This window comes from Dongia sp. (assembly GCF_041910485.1).
Taxonomy (GTDB): domain Bacteria; phylum Pseudomonadota; class Alphaproteobacteria; order Dongiales; family Dongiaceae; genus Dongia.
The window spans coordinates 72,440-88,505 of the sequence record NZ_JAYRQR010000051.1; the positions used below are offsets into that span (position 1 = coordinate 72,440).

General features: G+C 61.9%; 17 protein-coding genes. 8 read left to right on the forward strand and 9 right to left on the reverse strand.

Annotation, left to right across the window (positions count from 1 at the left end; all coding sequences use genetic code 11):
- Positions 1–17 precede the first annotated feature (17 nt).
- Positions 18–2,060 (forward strand): FAD-dependent oxidoreductase, encoded by a 2,043-nt coding sequence (locus tag ACE3PP_RS17590; protein WP_374384522.1) that lies wholly within the window; start codon positions 18–20, stop codon positions 2,058–2,060.
- A gap of 4 nt (positions 2,061–2,064) precedes the next feature.
- Here the strand turns inward: ACE3PP_RS17590 and ACE3PP_RS17595 are convergent, their stop codons facing one another.
- Positions 2,065–2,703, reverse strand: coding sequence for an FMN-dependent NADH-azoreductase (locus tag ACE3PP_RS17595; protein ID WP_374384524.1), 639 nt, complete (start codon positions 2,701–2,703; stop codon positions 2,065–2,067).
- Positions 2,704–2,827: 124 nt separating this feature from the next.
- Between ACE3PP_RS17595 and ACE3PP_RS17600 the strand changes: the two genes are divergently transcribed.
- A complete protein-coding gene (locus tag ACE3PP_RS17600) occupies positions 2,828–3,811 on the forward strand; it encodes a LysR family transcriptional regulator (RefSeq protein WP_374384526.1) in 984 nt (327 codons plus the stop codon).
- Here the strand turns inward: ACE3PP_RS17600 and ACE3PP_RS17605 are convergent.
- On the reverse strand, positions 3,713–4,102 hold the full coding sequence (locus tag ACE3PP_RS17605; RefSeq protein WP_374384528.1) for a GFA family protein: 390 nt from the start codon (positions 4,100–4,102) through the stop codon (positions 3,713–3,715). The genes ACE3PP_RS17600 and ACE3PP_RS17605 overlap by 99 nt on opposite strands.
- Before the next feature lie 137 nt (positions 4,103–4,239).
- On the opposite strand from ACE3PP_RS17605, the gene ACE3PP_RS17610 reads away from it, so the two are divergent.
- The 5 genes from ACE3PP_RS17610 to ACE3PP_RS17630 all read left to right on the forward strand — a co-directional run bounded on the left by ACE3PP_RS17610 (position 4,240) and on the right by ACE3PP_RS17630 (position 8,805).
- Positions 4,240–5,247, forward strand: coding sequence for a TauD/TfdA family dioxygenase (locus tag ACE3PP_RS17610; RefSeq protein WP_374384530.1), 1,008 nt, complete (start codon positions 4,240–4,242; stop codon positions 5,245–5,247).
- A gap of 100 nt (positions 5,248–5,347) precedes the next feature.
- Positions 5,348–6,229, forward strand: coding sequence for a hypothetical protein (locus tag ACE3PP_RS17615; protein WP_374384532.1), 882 nt, complete (start codon positions 5,348–5,350; stop codon positions 6,227–6,229).
- A gap of 28 nt (positions 6,230–6,257) precedes the next feature.
- Complete coding sequence (locus ACE3PP_RS17620; protein WP_374384534.1) at positions 6,258–7,148, forward strand: DMT family transporter; 891 nt, start codon at positions 6,258–6,260, stop codon at positions 7,146–7,148.
- Positions 7,145–7,360, forward strand: a complete 216-nt coding sequence (locus ACE3PP_RS17625) for a DUF6434 domain-containing protein (protein WP_374384536.1) — start codon at positions 7,145–7,147, stop codon at positions 7,358–7,360. The genes ACE3PP_RS17620 and ACE3PP_RS17625 overlap by 4 nt, the downstream gene beginning before the upstream one ends.
- Before the next feature lie 263 nt (positions 7,361–7,623).
- Positions 7,624–8,805: an iron-containing alcohol dehydrogenase gene (locus tag ACE3PP_RS17630; protein WP_374384538.1), complete on the forward strand. Its 1,182-nt coding sequence runs from the start codon at positions 7,624–7,626 to the stop codon at positions 8,803–8,805.
- Between the two features lie 68 nt (positions 8,806–8,873).
- Here ACE3PP_RS17630 and ACE3PP_RS17635 read toward each other — a convergent pair whose 3' ends face one another.
- The 4 genes from ACE3PP_RS17635 to ACE3PP_RS17650 form a co-directional block, all read right to left on the reverse strand.
- The gene (locus ACE3PP_RS17635; RefSeq protein WP_374384540.1) at positions 8,874–9,629 is read right to left on the reverse strand and encodes a hypothetical protein; all 756 of its coding nucleotides are present in this window, start codon (positions 9,627–9,629) and stop codon (positions 8,874–8,876) included.
- Between the two features lie 219 nt (positions 9,630–9,848).
- The gene (locus tag ACE3PP_RS17640) at positions 9,849–10,070 is read right to left on the reverse strand and encodes a hypothetical protein (RefSeq protein ID WP_374384542.1); all 222 of its coding nucleotides are present in this window, start codon (positions 10,068–10,070) and stop codon (positions 9,849–9,851) included.
- 54 nt (positions 10,071–10,124) lie between these two features.
- The gene (locus tag ACE3PP_RS17645) at positions 10,125–10,340 is read right to left on the reverse strand and encodes a hypothetical protein (protein WP_374384544.1); all 216 of its coding nucleotides are present in this window, start codon (positions 10,338–10,340) and stop codon (positions 10,125–10,127) included.
- 108 nt (positions 10,341–10,448) lie between these two features.
- Entirely contained in the window at positions 10,449–11,393 is a 945-nt protein-coding gene (locus ACE3PP_RS17650; protein WP_374384546.1) for a 2-dehydropantoate 2-reductase, read from the reverse strand.
- A 114-nt stretch (positions 11,394–11,507) separates the two neighbouring features.
- Here ACE3PP_RS17650 and ACE3PP_RS17655 point away from each other — a divergent pair, with 114 nt between their 5' ends.
- Positions 11,508–12,392, forward strand: a complete 885-nt coding sequence (locus tag ACE3PP_RS17655) for a DUF2167 domain-containing protein (RefSeq protein WP_374384548.1) — start codon at positions 11,508–11,510, stop codon at positions 12,390–12,392.
- A 1-nt stretch (position 12,393) separates the two neighbouring features.
- Here the strand turns inward: ACE3PP_RS17655 and ACE3PP_RS17660 are convergent, their stop codons facing one another.
- From ACE3PP_RS17660 to ACE3PP_RS17670, 3 genes are all read right to left on the reverse strand, one after another.
- Positions 12,394–13,026 (reverse strand): FMN-binding negative transcriptional regulator, encoded by a 633-nt coding sequence (locus ACE3PP_RS17660; RefSeq protein ID WP_374384550.1) that lies wholly within the window; start codon positions 13,024–13,026, stop codon positions 12,394–12,396.
- An 8-nt stretch (positions 13,027–13,034) separates the two neighbouring features.
- Positions 13,035–14,465, reverse strand: a complete 1,431-nt coding sequence (locus ACE3PP_RS17665) for an aldehyde dehydrogenase family protein (protein WP_374384552.1) — start codon at positions 14,463–14,465, stop codon at positions 13,035–13,037.
- 126 nt (positions 14,466–14,591) lie between these two features.
- Complete coding sequence (locus ACE3PP_RS17670; RefSeq protein WP_374384554.1) at positions 14,592–16,022, reverse strand: aldehyde dehydrogenase family protein; 1,431 nt, start codon at positions 16,020–16,022, stop codon at positions 14,592–14,594.
- Between the last annotated feature and the right edge of the window lie 44 nt (positions 16,023–16,066).

Sequence of the window (16,066 nt, forward strand, 5' to 3'; positions counted from 1 at the left end):
CATAAGAGCCAGATTGCATGTCGGACGATGCTCGTTTCGGTCTCCTTTTCACCCCTTTTCGGCTGGGTCCGGTGACAGCGCCGAACCGCTTCTACCAAGTGCCGCATTGTTCGGGGATGGGGCACGAGCGACCGCATACGCTGGCGGCGATGCGCGGGGTGAAGGCCGAGGGCGGCTGGGGCATCGTCAACACGGAATATTGCACGATCCACCCGAGCTCGGACGATGCGCCCTACCCGATCCAGACGCTGTGGGACGATGAGGATATCAAGCAGCACCGGCTGATGACCGAGGCGGTGCACGCCCACGGATCGCTGGCGGGTGTCGAGCTGTTCCTGGGCGGACAGCGCATGGCGAACCTGGGGTCGCGCCTGCCGCCGATGGGCATCGAGAGCATGCCGATCCTGACCGGCGATCCGCTGCAGACCAAGGCGCTCGACCGGCAGGATATCGCCGACATCAGGCGCTGGCACATCGACGCCGCCAAGCGCGCCGTCACGGCCGGCTTCGACATCGTCTATGTCTATGCCTGCCACCATTACCTGCTGCATTCGTTCCTCAATGGCCATGAAAATGCGCGACGCGACGAATATGGTGGATCGGCGCTCAACCGCGTGCGCCTCGTGCGTGAGCTTCTCGAGGCGGTGAAAGATACGGTCGGCCACAAATGCGCGGTGGCGTTGCGCTGGGCGTCGAATGCCGCCCATGCGGAAGAGCAGGACGAATGGTTCGAGATGACCCAGAGCCTCAGCGGACTGCCGGATCTCTGGGACGTTACCGTCAATGACTATAGTTTGGAGATGGGACCTTCGCGCTTCGTGAAGGAAGGCGCGCTTGAGGAACAGGTCGCCACTATCCGCCGGCTCGTAAGCGGCGGCGTCGTGACGGTTGGGCGCTATACGTCACCGGAATCGATGCTGCGGCTGGTGAAGTCCGGCATTGCCGATTTCGTGGGCGCCGCGCGGCCGTCGATCGCCGATCCGTTCCTGCCCAATAAGATCAAAGAGGGCCGTTTCGACGATGTGCGTGAGTGCATCGGCTGCAACATCTGCTATGCGCACAATTCACACGGCGTGCCCATCCGATGCACACAGAACCCCACCATGGGCGAGGAATTCCGCAACAACTGGCATCCTGAGATCATCACGCGCGATGCGCCGGCCGACCGTGTTCTGATCGTCGGCGCCGGTCCCGCCGGCTTGGAAGCGGCGCGCGTGCTGGCCGCCCGTGGTTATGACGTGGCCTTGGCCGAGAAAGCCCGTGAGGCCGGCGGTCGGGTGAACCTGGAATCGAAACTCCCGGGCCTGACCGAATGGGCCCGTGTCCGCGATTGGCGCCTGACGCAGCTCGCCAAGATGGCCAATGTCGAGCTGTTCCTGGAAAGCGAAATGAACGCCGATGATGTGCTCGATTTCGGCGCCGCGCATGTGATCTGCGCCACGGGCAGCGCCTGGCGCCTGGACGGGCGTGGGCGCACATCGCACCTGCCCGTGCTGGCTCCTCATCCCGATATTCTTGCGCCGGAGGATGTGATGCGCGGTGTGGTGCCGAAGGGGCCGGTCGCCGTCTATGACGATGACGGCTTCTATCTGGCACCTGCCATCGCCGACAAGCTGCGGCAAGCCGGCTGCGAGGTGCATTATGTGAGCAGCGCCGGCATTGTGAATCCCTGGGGCTCCTATACCGGCGACCAGGCGGCGACCCACGCGCATATCGTTGCGCAACGGATCCACTGCCACTTCAACAGGTCGTTGCTGAGCTTCGCGCCGGGTAGATTGGAACTGGGCGGCATCTATGGGGGCGAGGCGATGACCCTGGCGGTCGCGACGCTTGTGCCGGTGACATCGCGCCAGCCGAACACGGATCTATTCGACGCCCTCAGCACCCGGGCAGAGGGGCTCAAGACGCTCATGCGCATCGGCGATGCCGAGGCGCCGGGCCTCATCGCCCATGCCGTCTATGCCGGCCATCGTTGCGGAAAGCTGCTCGGCCAGGGAAAAAGCGGCACCGCGATCCGACGGGATCGCGGTGCCGGTACGGTGCTGGCTGCAGCGGAGTGAAAGATCAGGCAGCCACGGCTTCAAAGCGTTGCTCGATCTGGCGGCGTGCCTTGGCGATCGATTCCTCGCGTGCGGCTGGTGACAGGCCAAGGCCTTCGGCGCGCACGATCTCGACATCGGTCAAGCCGAGGAAGCCGAGCACGCGCTTCAGATAATCCTCCTGGAAATCCATCGCATGGCGCCAGCCATCTTCGTGCGGCGTATCGCCGGCGAAGATACTCCCGCGTGACGACGCGATGATGACACGCTTGCCGGTGACGAGCCCGACCGGGCCTTTCTCGGTGTAGCGGAAGGTGCGGCCGGCACGGGCAATACGGTCGATCCAGGCCTTGAGCTGGCTGGGGATCGAGAAATTGTACATCGGCGCACCGATGACGACGACGTCGGCATCAAGGAATTCGGTCAGCAATTCTTCGCCCAGCGCCAGCTGCTTTTGCAGTTCGGCATTGCCCGACGTATCCGCGCCACCGAAGGCCGCGAGAATCTCACCGGAGAGATGAGCCGGCGTCGTGATGCTGAGATCACGGTGCGCGACCGACACGTTCGCCTTCGTCTTGCGCAGGCCGTCGGTGATCGCCGCGGTCAGCTGGCGCGAGGCTGAAGCTTCGCCCAAGGGGCTGGAATCGATCTGCAGGACTTTCATGACAATGCCTCCAACTGCTGGACCGCCCGTTGCGGCCTGTTGCATTGCATGTAAAATAAGAACGAGAATCTGATTAGATGTGGTTTTTGGATTTCATTGTTCCATTTTCAGGACAATTTGGCTCATGCAGAACCTTAATGATCTGTTCTATTTCGCCCAAGTCGTTGAACAGGGCGGGTTTGCCGCTGCCGGCCGGGCCCTCGGCATCCCTAAATCCAAGCTGTCGCGCCGTATTGCCGAACTGGAACGGAAGCTCGACACGCGCCTGTTGCAGCGCTCGACCCGCAAGCTCGCTTTGACGCAAATGGGCGAGGTCTATCTGAAACACTGCCAAGCCATGATCGCCGAAGCGCAGGCGGCGCAGGAAGCGATCGAACGCGCCCATGCCGAACCGCAAGGGCTGGTGCGCCTCAGCTGCCCGACCGCCATGACCCAAGCGGTGCTGTCGCCGGTGATCCCCAAATTTCTCACCCGTTATCCCAAGGTGCGCCTCGCCATCCTGTCGACCAACCGACGGGTTGATGTCATCCGCGAAGGGCTTGATATCGCGCTGCGCGTGCGGCAACCGCCACTCGACGATTCCAATCTCATCGTGCATCGCTTTGGCGCCAAATCGGCAGTGATGGTGGCGGCGCCCACCCTGCTCGACCGATTGGGGCGTCCCAAATCAGTTGAGGACCTCGCTCGTTTTCCAACGCTGACACATGCGCCGGAGGAAGGCCGCCAATTTTGGCAATTGCTGTCGCCAGATGGCGAAACAGAACAGGTTGAGGTGCAGCCGCGCCTGATGATCGATGATTTCGAGACGCTGAAAACAGCGGCGGTCGCCGGAATCGGCATTTCTCTCATTCCGGAATATTTCTGCCGCGCGGAGATCAATTCCGGCCTGTTGGAAGTCATCCTGCCGGATCATGCGCCGCCCATCGGCGACTTTCACGCCGTCTTCACCTCCCGCCGCGGGCAATTGCCGGCGGTCCGGGCCTTTCTCGATTTCCTTGATGCGGAGATCCTAGTCTTGGCGCGGCAATGTGTCGGCGGTCTCGAACCAATTGAGACGGCTGCGACACCAGACATGCCGCCGCGGCGGAAAGGCGGACGGGTCATCTAAGGTTGGCGTATTGAAGGCGACATCGAAGGGCGCCTCACGCCCGCGATAGAGCAGCTGGCTGCCGCACGCGGCGCAGAATTCCCGCTGGCCCTTTTCGCTGGAGAAATAGATCTGGGGCTTGCCCTGGATATAGGTGAACTGATCAGCCTTGATGCGGGCAAAGGCCTGCAATGGCGCGCCGCTGGTGCGCTGGCAGATGCGGCAGTGGCAATAGCCGGTATCGTGGGCCTCACCCGTCACACGGTAGCGCAGGGCACCGCATTCGCAGCCACCTTCATACTGATGGGACATATCCATCTCCCCGTTTGCCATAACCTTTATGTCCTAGCCGCAGGTCTGGATTGCGCGCGGCTTCTCATGCGCGGCCTCGACAAGCGGTGAACAGGCAGTCCATCCTAGCCGCGAGATCAGGGGAAAGGGAGTGTACGATGGTTGCCGCATTGCGTCGGCCGATCGAGGGGCCGGCGGCCTGGAAGGGCAGCGATTTCAAATCGAAGGACGATGTGGCCTTTGACTTGGGGCCGCGCCATGTCGCAGCCTTCGATGCCGCCATTCTGGAAGCGCGGCGCCAAGGCCTCGGCATTCCGGCCATCGGTGCTTCGCGTTACGATTTTGCGACCATCGGCGAGGATATCGACGCCCTGAAGCGCGAATTGCTGCACGGGCGCGGCATCGTGCTCCTGCGCGGCTGGCCCGTCGAGAAATACAGCCTCGATGAGATCGGCCTGCTCTATGGCTGGCTCGGCCAGCATTTCGGCAAGCCTGTGATTCAGAGCGGCAAAGGCGATCGCCTTGGCTTCGTTGCCGACATACCCCAGCCGGGCAAGATCAATCGCGGCTATCGCTCCAGTGCCGAATTGAAGATGCATACCGATTCCGACGACATCGTCGGCCTGCTGTGCATGCGCAAGGCGCGCACAGGGGGCCTGAGCCGCGTCTCCAGCGCGATCAGCGTCTATAACGAGATCCTGGCGACGAAGCCGCATCTGCTGGAACCCTTGTTCGATGGCTTCCGCGTGCATTGGAACGGCGAGGAAGCACCGGGCGAACCGCCGATCACCGAGTACCGCGTCCCGGTCCTCAGCGAGACGCAAGGATGTTTGAGCGTCTGCTTCGGCTACAAATATATCGAGGATGCGTTCGAGGCATTGGGCGAGACACCATCCGCGCTCGAGGCCGAGGCCCTTGCCTATTTCAACGAAGTGGCCGGCCGTGCCGACATCGCCTTCGAGTTCCAGCTGGAACCGGGCGAATGTTCCTTCATCAACAATTACACGACGCTGCATTCACGAACCGCCTTCGAGGATTGGCCCGAAGAGAACCGCCGCCGCTTGCTGCTACGCCTGTGGTTGAAGGCGCACGACGCGCGACCGATCCATGCGAACCTGCGCCGCTATTACGGCGTCGACGGCATGTATGCGGAGCAGGTCGCGTGACAAAATGAGACGCCGACGTACGAGATACGATCACAGTAGCGAGCCAAACAAGTTCAGCAAGCCGATACAGGCTTTGTCTTTCATCTTTCTCGCTTGTTTCATGATGACGTTGGTCGGCGCCAACCATGTCACCCAACTAGAGCAAACAGCCGGAATGCTGGCGCATATATTGCCAAGCTCGCTTGATGAGGTCACGGCGGGCGATGTCATTCTCGTGCACGGCAATCTGGAAACAAAGGACCGCTCTGCCCGCTCGATTGATGAGTACAAGTTCGGCAAGGCGCTAAAGATCGAACGGTCGCACGAGGTCTATACCGGTGCCGGTCGCGGGAAGGACTGGCGCGATACCGGTAACGGCACGTGGCTCGCCACCGGCGCAACGATGGGGCCATGGACCGTATCGGGAGAGATCCTGGAGTTTCTCGAGGATGGAGACCGGCCCGCCCAACCCCTCGCCGAATTCGGACCACCACCCGAGGATTCCGCCACCGACATCAAGGTCAACGGCACGACAATCGAGTACACCTCCAATGGACGCGAATACAGGATCTCGTATCGACTCTGGGAATCCAACAGGCCGTATTCGATCGCGGCCAAGGTGACTGAAGGCGGACTTCTGATCCCTATCGAGGTCGGCGGGATTGACGGCCCGTCTTTCGCGGTGATCGCGCCTGGAAATCTGAGCGATAATCCGCTTAGCCGCCCCAAGATGATCGGGCATAAACTGCTGGTGCTCGGCGGACTGTGCCTCACCGCCGCGCTCTTCTGGTGGCTCATGATCAAATGGGTCGACACCACGATCTTCGGCTGGTCCATGCTGACAGGCATCGCCGTCGGTCCTCTGGCGATCGCCATCCAACCACCACTCATCTACCATGCCGCCGGCTGGGTCATCGGCTGCTCCGGGCTCCTTGCTCTAATTGGCTATTGGCTGCTGCACGTGATCTGGCATCTCTTCAACTGGCTCCTGGGCCGCGCGTAACTACTCTTTCTGACAATCGGATCCGATTTTGTCTCTCGCCACCAACACCAAGCTCACCGACAACACGCAATGGGGCCTGCTGCTGGCGATTGCCGGCTATTCGGTCTTTTCCGGGCAGGATGCCATCGTCAAGTGGCTGGTGATGCATGATTACGTCATCTTCCAGGTGCTGTTCGTCCGCAGCCTGACGATTTCCATCATCGCCTTTTCCGTAGGCGGGAAGACCGGCATGCTGGGTGTCCTGCGCAGTTCGAACAAGGGTGGCTTGGCGCTTCGGGCGGGACTGCTGCTCTCGGCCTGGCTTTGCTATTTCACGGCGGCAAAGTACCTGCCGCTTCCTGATCTGGTGACGCTCTATTACGCAGCGCCACTCATCGTCACAGTGATGTCGATCTTCATCCTGCATGAAAAGGTGAATGCCTGGCGTTGGGCGTCGGTCATCGTCGGCTTCATCGGTGTCGCCATTGCCGCGAATCCAACCGGCCGCGCAGAACTATGGCCGGCATTGCTGGTGCTTGTGGCCGCGACCTTCTGGGCCTTCGCGACGATGCTGGTTCGGAAGATCATGCATGCGGAACCCACCATCAACCAGATGATCTTCACCAACGGTGGCTTCACACTGCTTTGCGGGGCCTTCATGCCCTTCCTGTGGCACACGCCGAGCCTCTTTGACCTGGGACTGATGGTGGGGCTCGGCCTCCTCTCCGGAGCGGGCCAGTACCTGCTTTATGAGAGCTTCCGCCACGCGCCGGCCTCGGTCATCGCCCCCACCGAATACACCGCCCTCGCCTCCTCGGTCGTCCTCGGCTATCTGGTCTGGCACGACCTCCCCACCCATACCGGCATCATCGGCGCGGTGATGATCGTGGCGTCGAGCCTCATTGTCATGTGGGGGGAGCGGAAGGGAAAAGGATCGTGACGGACGCCTTCGACTGGCATGGCGGCAAGATCACGCGCGCGACGCCGGTCACCTCCAGCTATCGCAACACGCAGAATGTGCGCCGCTTCCTCATCGCCCACTGCGGCCCTGGTTTCAAATTCGACCGTCCTTTCATGGCCTGGATCAAGGATGGAAGGCCAAAGACCATGGGCGACGTGGCGGATGAGTGGAAGCGGCGGGCCATAGACTGAGCAGCAGTGAGACCCCCTCTCCCCGCCCCTCCCCCACGTTGGGGGGAGGGAGTCCGACCGAGTTCGCGGCAAAGTTCAAATTCAGACCGGCTCTAGTCCCCTCCCTCCAACGTGGGGGAGGGTTAGGGAGAGGAGGCCGCACGCTCCATTCATCAGACTTATCAACACCCTCCGCCGCGACCCAAATCCCCCTTTTCCTGCCGTGAAACACGGCTAGAATGCCGCCGATTTCGTCACCCACCCAGCCAAGGATCACGAAGGCTATGAGCCAGGATGCTGCCGCCCTGAAGGGCAATTGGAATTACCCCACCTCCGTCAAGTTCGGCTGCGGCCGGATCAAGGAATTGCCGGACCATTGCAAGGCGCTGGGGCTGAAGCGGCCGCTGCTGGTGACCGACCCGGGCTTGGCCTCCCTGCCCATGATCAAGGACGCCATCGCCCGCAACGAGGCCGCCGGCATCCCGACCGGCCTCTTCTCCGAAGTGCAGGGCAACCCGATTTCGAAGAATGTCGAAGACGGCCTCAAGGTCTATCGCGACGGCAAGCATGACGGCGTCATCGCCTTCGGCGGCGGCTCGGCGCTCGACGCGGCCAAGACCATCGCCTTCATGACCGGCCAGACCCGCCCGATCTGGGATTTCGAGGATATCGGCGATTGGTGGACCCGCGCCGATCCCGCCGGCATCGCCCCGATCATCGCCGTGCCGACCACCTCGGGCACCGGCTCCGAAGTGGGCCGCGCTGCGGTCATCACCGATGAAAAGACCCATGTGAAGAAGATCATCTTCCATCCGAAGATGCTGCCCTCGATCGTCATCGACGATCCGGAGCTGACCGTGGGCCTGCCCGCGCACGTGACGGCGGCGACCGGCATGGATGCGCTGTCGCATTGCCTCGAGGCCTATTGCGCGCCGGGCTATCACCCGATGGCGGACGGCATCGCGCTTGAAGGCATGCGCCTCATCCAGGAAGCGCTGCCGCTCGCGGTGAAGGACGGCAAGAACCTTGTGGCGCGCGCCAACATGATGGCTGCGGCCAGCATGGGTGCCACCGCCTTCCAGAAAGGCCTTGGCGGCATGCACGCCATCGCCCATCCGCTGGGTGCCTTGTACAACACGCATCACGGCCTCACCAACGCGGTGATCATGCCCTATGTGCTGGAATTCAACCGCAAGGCCATCGACGAGCGCATGGTGCGCCTTGCCCGCTTCCTGGGGTTGCCCAATCCGAGCTTCGGCGCGGTGCAGAAGTGGATTCTCGATCTCCGTGCCGAGATCAAGATTCCGCACACGCTGAAAGAGATCGGCGTCGACGACAAGCGCGTCGACGAAGTGGCGAAGATGGCCGAGGCCGATCCGTCGGCCGGTGGCAACCCGATCAAGGTCGGCGCCAAGGAACTGGGGCAGATTTTCGTTGCGGGCCTTAACGGCACGCTCGCGGCGTAAGTTCTGTCCGACAAATGCAGAAAGGCCGGGCATCGCTGCCCGGCCTTTTTGTTTGCCGATAGTTGGTATCAGGGGTGCTTACCGGCGCGCTGCGGCAGGAAGAAGATGCTGCCGAGGATGATCGCACCCAGCACCGCCGAGGCGATCGGGCGGCTGAATTCCAGCCCGCCATGATCGAGCGGCTTGTCGAGGAAATCGCCGACCGCCGCACCCAGCGGCCGCGTCAGAATGAAGGCCGCCCAGAAGAGACCGACCCGGCTGACTTTCGAGCCATAATAGAGCGCCACCACGCCCAGCAGCAGAGCGGCGAAAATGATGGCCGCGCCCATGTAACCGAGATCGCCGGTATCCGCCGCCCAGTCACCCAATGCCGTGCCTAGGGTTTGCGAGAAGGTGATGGTGATCCAGTAGAAGGTCTCGGCGGCCGGTGTGCGCACCGTGTCGACATTGATGGTGCCGAGCGCGCGGTACCAGACGAAGAGCGAGATCAACACGCAGGCGAGCAGCAGCGAGGAGCCGCCGGTATAGCCGATGCCGAGCGAGCGGTCGGCGAAATCGGCCATCGTCGTGCCGGCCGTGGTCGAGGCGATGATCGTCGCCCAGTAAAGCATCGGGTGGAACCCCTTGGCCCGGATCTGCAGCCAGACCAGGACGACGAGGATGCTGGCGAAGATGGCCGTGCTGGCGAGATAGCCAAAATCGAACGTCATGCTCAGCGTGTCGCCGCCGGTCTCGCCCAAGGTGGTGGCGAGGATCTTGATGAACCAGAAGCCCAGCGTCACGGCCGGGACCTTGCTTAGGAACTGTTTATCGAGCTCAGTCATGGAGACCCCTCGTTCAGGTTGTCGCGCAGGCAATCGGTCACGCTCCCTGCCGCATCACCGGCAAGTCGTTGCATCACGATCGATTTTGAATTTTCAGAGCGTGTGGCCATTGAGATAGCCCGGCCAAGCTTTCGCAAAACTGACCGAAATCGGCGCGCACAGCTAAATTTCCCGGTGAATCGAATATTCCCGGAAACGACCGTTTTCGTTAGCGATCTGTCAGCTGGAGTATGAGCGCGCCAGCCGGCACCACCAGCTCCCCTGCGAACGCACGGATTCGACCTGGCGCTCGATCTCGGCATTGACTGCCTTTTCAATCCAGCCAAGGGCCGCATCTGGTGGGGCACCATAGGCCATCGCGATATCTTTCAGCGCCTCGAGCTGCGGGACGTCGATGGGAGCGATCCCAAGATAGGCCTGCGCCAGCGCCACGGGCGCCATACTGTCGGCAGTAGTTTCCGCGATCTCCTGCGCCGACAGGCCGAGCCGCAGGGCTCAATCGCCCACCAGCCGCGCCGGCTGCAAGGCGGTCCCGCCGCTCATGCGAAAAACGTCGGTCAAGCGATGGATATCACAATCGATCGCCTGCGCCAGAAGCTTGCCCAACAGATCGCGAGAAGTCCGTTTCAAACCGCGGCGCAAGGCGGCGGCGGCAACATCCTCGGCCGAAAGCGCCAAGATATCGCCCGACGCGGCGCACAATTCGTGCACTGCCGCCCCAATTCTCTCGCGGTGCGCTGACCTGAAGAGCGTCAAATGCAATCTCCGGCCGTCCTCGTCATCGCGATATGGGGCGGGTGTCGGTGAAGCGCAAGCGCCCTACAATCCTTTCCGTGCGCGGCGCGCTTCATAGGTCTGGAGATGGCAATAGACGAGGCGCAACACATTGGCATCGTGGCCGGCTTCATGGGCGCGGCGGTACATGTCGCCGATGATATGATCGGCCTCGATCGCATTCCCCTTCTCGATGTCACGCAGCATCGACGCCATGAAGGTCGAACCGTGCGTCATCAGCAATTTGCGGGCACCGCCCAGCCATTCGGGGCTCGGCGGATAACCGTGCTCGGTGGCGACCGCAATCGCTTCCTGCAGCAATTCCTCGGTGAGCTCACGCCCCTCCTTCGCCGCCATCACGTCGCCGGTAGCACCGCGCATCAGGCAGGTGATGCCGGCCAGCGTGCCGATCATCATCCATTTCTCCCACAGGGCCTGGTCGACCGGGTCCATGAGGCGGCTGGAGAAATTGGCGCTGCTGGCGATGCGCGCGAAATCACTGAGCACAGTCTGCGCGCGCGGTGTCGGCGGATAGTCGCCGAGCGAGCCGAAGACGATGCGCGCGAAGTCGCTCTTATGCAGGATCTCGCCGGTGGGCGACAGCGTCGTCTCGATCTGGGCGACACCGGCAATGAGCGGCTCGGGGCCGAACCGGGCGCGCAGATCGTCATGATGGCGCATGCCGTTGAGGAGCGGCAGCAGAACGGCCCCTGCCGCCACATGCGGCGCCACCGCGTCGACGGCGGTCCCAAGGTCGTAGGCCTTGCAGGAAAGGAGCACGAGATCGAAGGGACCGCTGCCCTCGGCCACCTCGATCGTCTTCACCGGGAGAGTCGCGTCGCCTTGCGAGCTTTTGATAACGAGGCCCTTCTCCGCCAGCGACCGGGCGCGAGCCGGCCGTACCTGGAAGGTCACGTCGCCCCCCGCCTCGATGAGCCGTCCGCCGAAATAGCCACCGACGCCGCCGGCGCCGAGAATCAGAATCTTCATCACGCTCTCCCTTTTGCCGGAACCTTACCTGTTGCGGTGCGGCGACGCCAAGGCTTGGCAATGTTCTCTTTTTGTTGTATTCGATTATAAGATTTACTACTTATGAGGATAGAGATGAAACGCGCTGTTTGGCGTGCCGCATTGACCGGAATGCTTTGTCTGGCGGCGGGCGCCGCATTTGCCGATCAGGCGCCTTATCCCAAGGACGAGGCAGCGCTTCGCAACGAATTGAGGGAAATGAACTGGCTGTCCGGCGCGGACAGTTTCCAGATCGAGGCGTCACACAGCACCATCAGGCCGCCCGCAGGATTCACAACTTTGTTGGGGAAAGACGCAGAGCGCTACGAGTACCTGATCAACGGCGTCGAATTTCCGAACACCGAATTCGTTGTCTTCAACGCCGCCGACAATGTTGAGGTCGCCGTCGAATTTCTCCGTGAAGGCTTCGTCAAAGACAATGACTGGTCGGACATTGATCCCGACGACTTTCTCAAACAACTCATCGAGGGTCAGCGGGAAGCCAATAAAGAGCGGGCAGCTCATGGCCAGGCTCCCTTCGATGTCATCAGCTGGATTGAAAAGCCAAGCTACGATGCCACAACACACGTCGCGCACTATGTACTGGAACTGGGTGACGATCAGCAGCACTGGCCCAACGCGGTCGCGGTGAAGCTGGGGCGCGAAGGCTATCACAAATTCATCTGGGTCGGGGACATGGAGCAATACCGGAAGAACGGCAAGCAGGTGCTCGCATCGGTCCTCGACGGCCACAGCTATGATGCTGGTTATCGCTATATCGATGTCAAAGAAGGCGACAAAGTCGCGGCTTACGGCATTGCCGGGCTGGTGGCGGCGGTTGCCGGCGTCAAGCTTGGCAAGGGCTTGCTGGCGGGCGCGCTCGCCATTCTCGCCGTCGCCGGCAAGAAGCTGGCCATTCTGATTGTGCCGTTGGCAGCGGGCTTGTGGGCGGGCGTGAAGCGCTTCTTCCGTCGCTCCTGAATCAGCGCTGCCTTGCCATCAGATCGGCGACAGCTCCGTCGGCGCTGTCGCCGCCTGCCCGCAGGCCATCGACGACACCGCGCTGATCGGCCTCGGATCGGTTCTGGCTCAGCTTCCACTTGCCCTCGATCTTGGCGATGGGCAGGCGAAAGCCGACGATCGCCTTCAGGAAACCGTCAATGAAATCGGCCGGCGCATCGCTCACTTTCCAGGGATCGGCACGCTTCCCCTCATGCCGGTCGGTGAGCTTGGTCACCAGCGGCAACAGGCGGTCGCGATCGTCGAAAAATTCGATCGGACCACGCGCATGGACGGTGACGAAATTCCAGGTCGGGACGACCTTGCCATGCTCGGCCTTCGCCGCGTACCAGGATGGCGAGATATAGGCGTCCGGCCCCATGAAGATGGCCAGCGCCTCGATCGTCCGGTCAGTCTGCTTCCATTGCGGATTGCCACGGGCGAGATGGCCGTAGAGGGTGCCGTACGCACCCTCCCCCGCCTCCAGCAAGACTGGAATGTGGCTGGCATCCAACCCGTCGCTGCCCAATGTCACGAGCGAGCAAAGGCGCGCCTGCGTGATCGCCTCATGGAGGACGTCCAGGCGCTCTTCACGGAAATGCGACGGGTTGTACATGCCCGGCCTCAGTTTTCGCCGTAGCCGCCGATTCCCTTCGTCTCCAGGAAATCGTGAATGCCGAAATCGGCATATTCGCGACCATTGCCCGATTGCTTGTAGCCGCCGAAAGGCGTGTAGGCGTTCCAGGCCGGGTAGTTGATCTTGACCTGGCCGGCCCGCAGGCGACGCGCAACATCGCGTGCCTTCTTCACATCCTTCGACTGCACATAGGCTGCAAGGCCATAGACCGTGTCATTGGCAATCGCGATCGCCTGCTCCTCAGTCTCATAGGGCATGATGGCGATGACGGGACCGAAAATCTCCTCACGCGCGATGGTCATGTCGTTCTTCACATTGCCGAAGACCGTCGGGCGCACGTAATAGCCGCGATTGAGCCCGTCCGGTCGGCCGGTGCCGCCCGTGACCAAGGTCGCCCCTTCGGCAATGCCCTTCTCAATGAGGCCCTGGATCTTGTTGAACTGGATCTCGCTCACCACGGGGCCAAGCACCGTGTCAGTCGATTTCGGATCGCCGACCTTCTGTGCTTCGGCCGCCTTCTTGGCGATCTTCAGCGCCTCGTCATGACGCTTGGCCGGTACCAGCATGCGCGTCGGCGCATTGCAGGACTGGCCGCTGTTGCTGAAGCAATTGACGATGCCCTTGTAGACCGCCGTCTCCAGATCAGCATCTTCGAGAATGAGGTTCGGCGACTTGCCGCCCAGTTCCTGGCTGACGCGCTTCACCGTATCGGCCGCGGTCTTTGCGACGATGATGCCGGCGCGGGTCGACCCGGTGAACGAGACCATGTCGACATCCGGATGGCCGGCGATCACCTGGCCCACATTCGGGCCGTCACCGTTGACCAGGTTGAAGACACCGGCCGGCACGCCGGCTGCATCCATGACTTCGGCGAAGATGATGGCATTGATCGGTGCTACTTCGCTGGGCTTCAGCACCATGGTGCAGCCGGCGGCAATCGCCGGGGCCACTTTGCAGACGATCTGGTTGAGTGGCCAGTTCCACGGCGTGATGAGACCGACAACGCCGATCCCTTCCTTGACGATGCGCGTGTCGCCGCGCTTTTCCTCGAACGAGAATTCCTCCAGCGACTTGATGGTCGCTTCGAGATGGGCGCGGCCGATCCAGGCCTGGGAATCGGTCGCCAGAGACATCGGCGCGCCCATTTCATCGGACACGGCCTTGGCGATGTCGTCGAAGCGCTTGTTGTATTCCTCAAGGATCCGCTTCAGCAGCGCCAGGCGCTCCGCCTTGCTGGTCGCTGAAAATTTCGGGAAAGCTGCCTTGGCGGCGGCGACCGCCTTGTTCACGTCGGCAGCGGAACCCATCGAAATCTGCGTAAAGGCTTCCTCGGTCGCCGGATTGATGACGTCGAGAACGGCGGGCTTCACCGGATCGACCCACTGGCCGTTGATGTAGAATTTCAGATTGTTCGGCATGATAGCGCTTTCCCTAAAAACAACTTTGGCGGATGGCAGTGGAATACCGCATTCCCCGCCCCCGCCAAAGTCCCGAATTTTCATGACCGCCATGTGTCAAAAGAAACGGCGGCAACCCTTCTTCGGTCAGGCTTTGCCGTAGCCGACCACACCCTTGATCTCCAGGAAATCGTGGATCGCCCAATCGGCATATTCGCGGCCGTTGCCGGACTGCTTGTAGCCGCCGAAGGGCGCGAACGTATCCCAGTCCGGATAATTGATGTTGACCGTACCGGCCCGCAATTCGCGCGCCACGCGACGCGCATGCTCGATATCCTGGCTGGCGATATAGGCCGCAAGGCCATAGACCGTGTCGTTGGCGATCTCGATCGCCTGTTCCTCAGAGTCGTAGGGCATGATGGAAAGAACCGGTCCGAAGATTTCCTCGCGCGCGATCGTCATCGCGGGCGTCACATTGCCGAAGATGGTCGGGCGCACATAGTAGCCGCGATTGAGCCCTTCCGGCCGACCGAGGCCACCCGTCACCAGGGTCGCCCCTTCCTTGATACCGGCTTCGATTAATCGCTGGATCTTGTTGAACTGAAGCTCCGACACGACCGGGCCCAGCACCGTGTCGGCGGATTTCGGATCGCCGACCTTGTGCGCCTCGGCAGCGGCCTTGGCAATCGACAGAGCCTCGGCCTGACGGCCGCGCGGGACCAGCATGCGGGTGGGTGCATCGCAGGACTGGCCGGTATTGCCGAAGCAACCTTCGACCCCCTTCTTCACGGCGAAAGCGAAATCGGCGTCGGGCAGAATGATATTGGGTGATTTGCCGCCCAGTTCCTGCGCCACGCGCTTCACCGTATCGGCCGCCGTCTTCGCCACGATGATGCCGGCGCGGGTCGATCCGGTGAACGAGACCATGTCGACATCCTTGTGGCCGGACATGACCTGACCCACCGACGGCCCGTCGCCATTCACCATGTTGTAGACGCCGGCCGGCGTGCCGGCTTCGGCCATGATCTCGGAGAAGATGACACCGCTGATGGGCGCGATTTCCGACGGCTTCAGCACCATCGTGCAGCCGGCGGCAATGGCCGGGGCCACCTTGCAGACGATCTGGTTCAATGGCCAGTTCCACGGCGTGATGAGAGCCGCGACGCCGATCCCTTCCTTGACGATGCGCGAAGTGCCGCGCTGATGCTCGAACTCGAACCCTTCCAGGGCGGTGATCGTGGCTTCAAGGTGGACGCGGCCGGCCCAGACCTGGGCATCCCGCGCCCAGCTCATCGGCGCGCCCATCTCATCCGAGACCGCGCGCGCCAGATCCTCGGCACGGGCGTTGTAGACCGCCAGGATATTGCGCAGGAGCGCCAGACGCTCTTCCTTGCTGGTCTTCGTAAAGGTCTTGAAGGCGTGCTTGGCCGCGGCGACGGCGCGGTCGACATCGGCAGTGGAACCGCCGGAAATCTTGACATAGGCCTCTTCGGTCGCCGGGTTGATGACGTCGATCGTTGCTGGTTTCACCGGATCAACCCATTTACCATCAATATAGAATTTGAGCGCGTTCGACATGGCGGGCCTTTCGTCCGTTTGTTTGCATGGTGGAAAAATATGAA

Excerpts from the sequence above, each read along its gene's own strand:
- ACE3PP_RS17600 (WP_374384526.1), top strand. The coding sequence starts at position 2,828 with ATGCAGAACCTTAATGATCTGTTCTATTTCGCCCAAGTCGTTGAACAG.
- ACE3PP_RS17640 (WP_374384542.1), bottom strand. The coding sequence starts at position 10,070 with ATGGCGCCCGTGGCGCTGGCGCAGGCCTATCTTGGGATCGCTCCCATC.
- ACE3PP_RS17605 (WP_374384528.1), bottom strand. The coding sequence starts at position 4,102 with ATGTCCCATCAGTATGAAGGTGGCTGCGAATGCGGTGCCCTGCGCTAC.
- ACE3PP_RS17635 (WP_374384540.1), bottom strand. The coding sequence starts at position 9,629 with ATGACTGAGCTCGATAAACAGTTCCTAAGCAAGGTCCCGGCCGTGACG.
- ACE3PP_RS17595 (WP_374384524.1), bottom strand. The coding sequence starts at position 2,703 with ATGAAAGTCCTGCAGATCGATTCCAGCCCCTTGGGCGAAGCTTCAGCC.
- ACE3PP_RS17655 (WP_374384548.1), top strand. The coding sequence starts at position 11,508 with ATGAAACGCGCTGTTTGGCGTGCCGCATTGACCGGAATGCTTTGTCTG.
- ACE3PP_RS17650 (WP_374384546.1), bottom strand. The coding sequence starts at position 11,393 with ATGAAGATTCTGATTCTCGGCGCCGGCGGCGTCGGTGGCTATTTCGGC.
- ACE3PP_RS17660 (WP_374384550.1), bottom strand. The coding sequence starts at position 13,026 with ATGTACAACCCGTCGCATTTCCGTGAAGAGCGCCTGGACGTCCTCCAT.
- ACE3PP_RS17670 (WP_374384554.1), bottom strand. The coding sequence starts at position 16,022 with ATGTCGAACGCGCTCAAATTCTATATTGATGGTAAATGGGTTGATCCG.
- ACE3PP_RS17665 (WP_374384552.1), bottom strand. The coding sequence starts at position 14,465 with ATGCCGAACAATCTGAAATTCTACATCAACGGCCAGTGGGTCGATCCG.
- ACE3PP_RS17630 (WP_374384538.1), top strand. The coding sequence starts at position 7,624 with ATGAGCCAGGATGCTGCCGCCCTGAAGGGCAATTGGAATTACCCCACC.
- ACE3PP_RS17615 (WP_374384532.1), top strand. The coding sequence starts at position 5,348 with ATGATGACGTTGGTCGGCGCCAACCATGTCACCCAACTAGAGCAAACA.
- ACE3PP_RS17610 (WP_374384530.1), top strand. The coding sequence starts at position 4,240 with ATGGTTGCCGCATTGCGTCGGCCGATCGAGGGGCCGGCGGCCTGGAAG.
- ACE3PP_RS17590 (WP_374384522.1), top strand. The coding sequence starts at position 18 with ATGTCGGACGATGCTCGTTTCGGTCTCCTTTTCACCCCTTTTCGGCTG.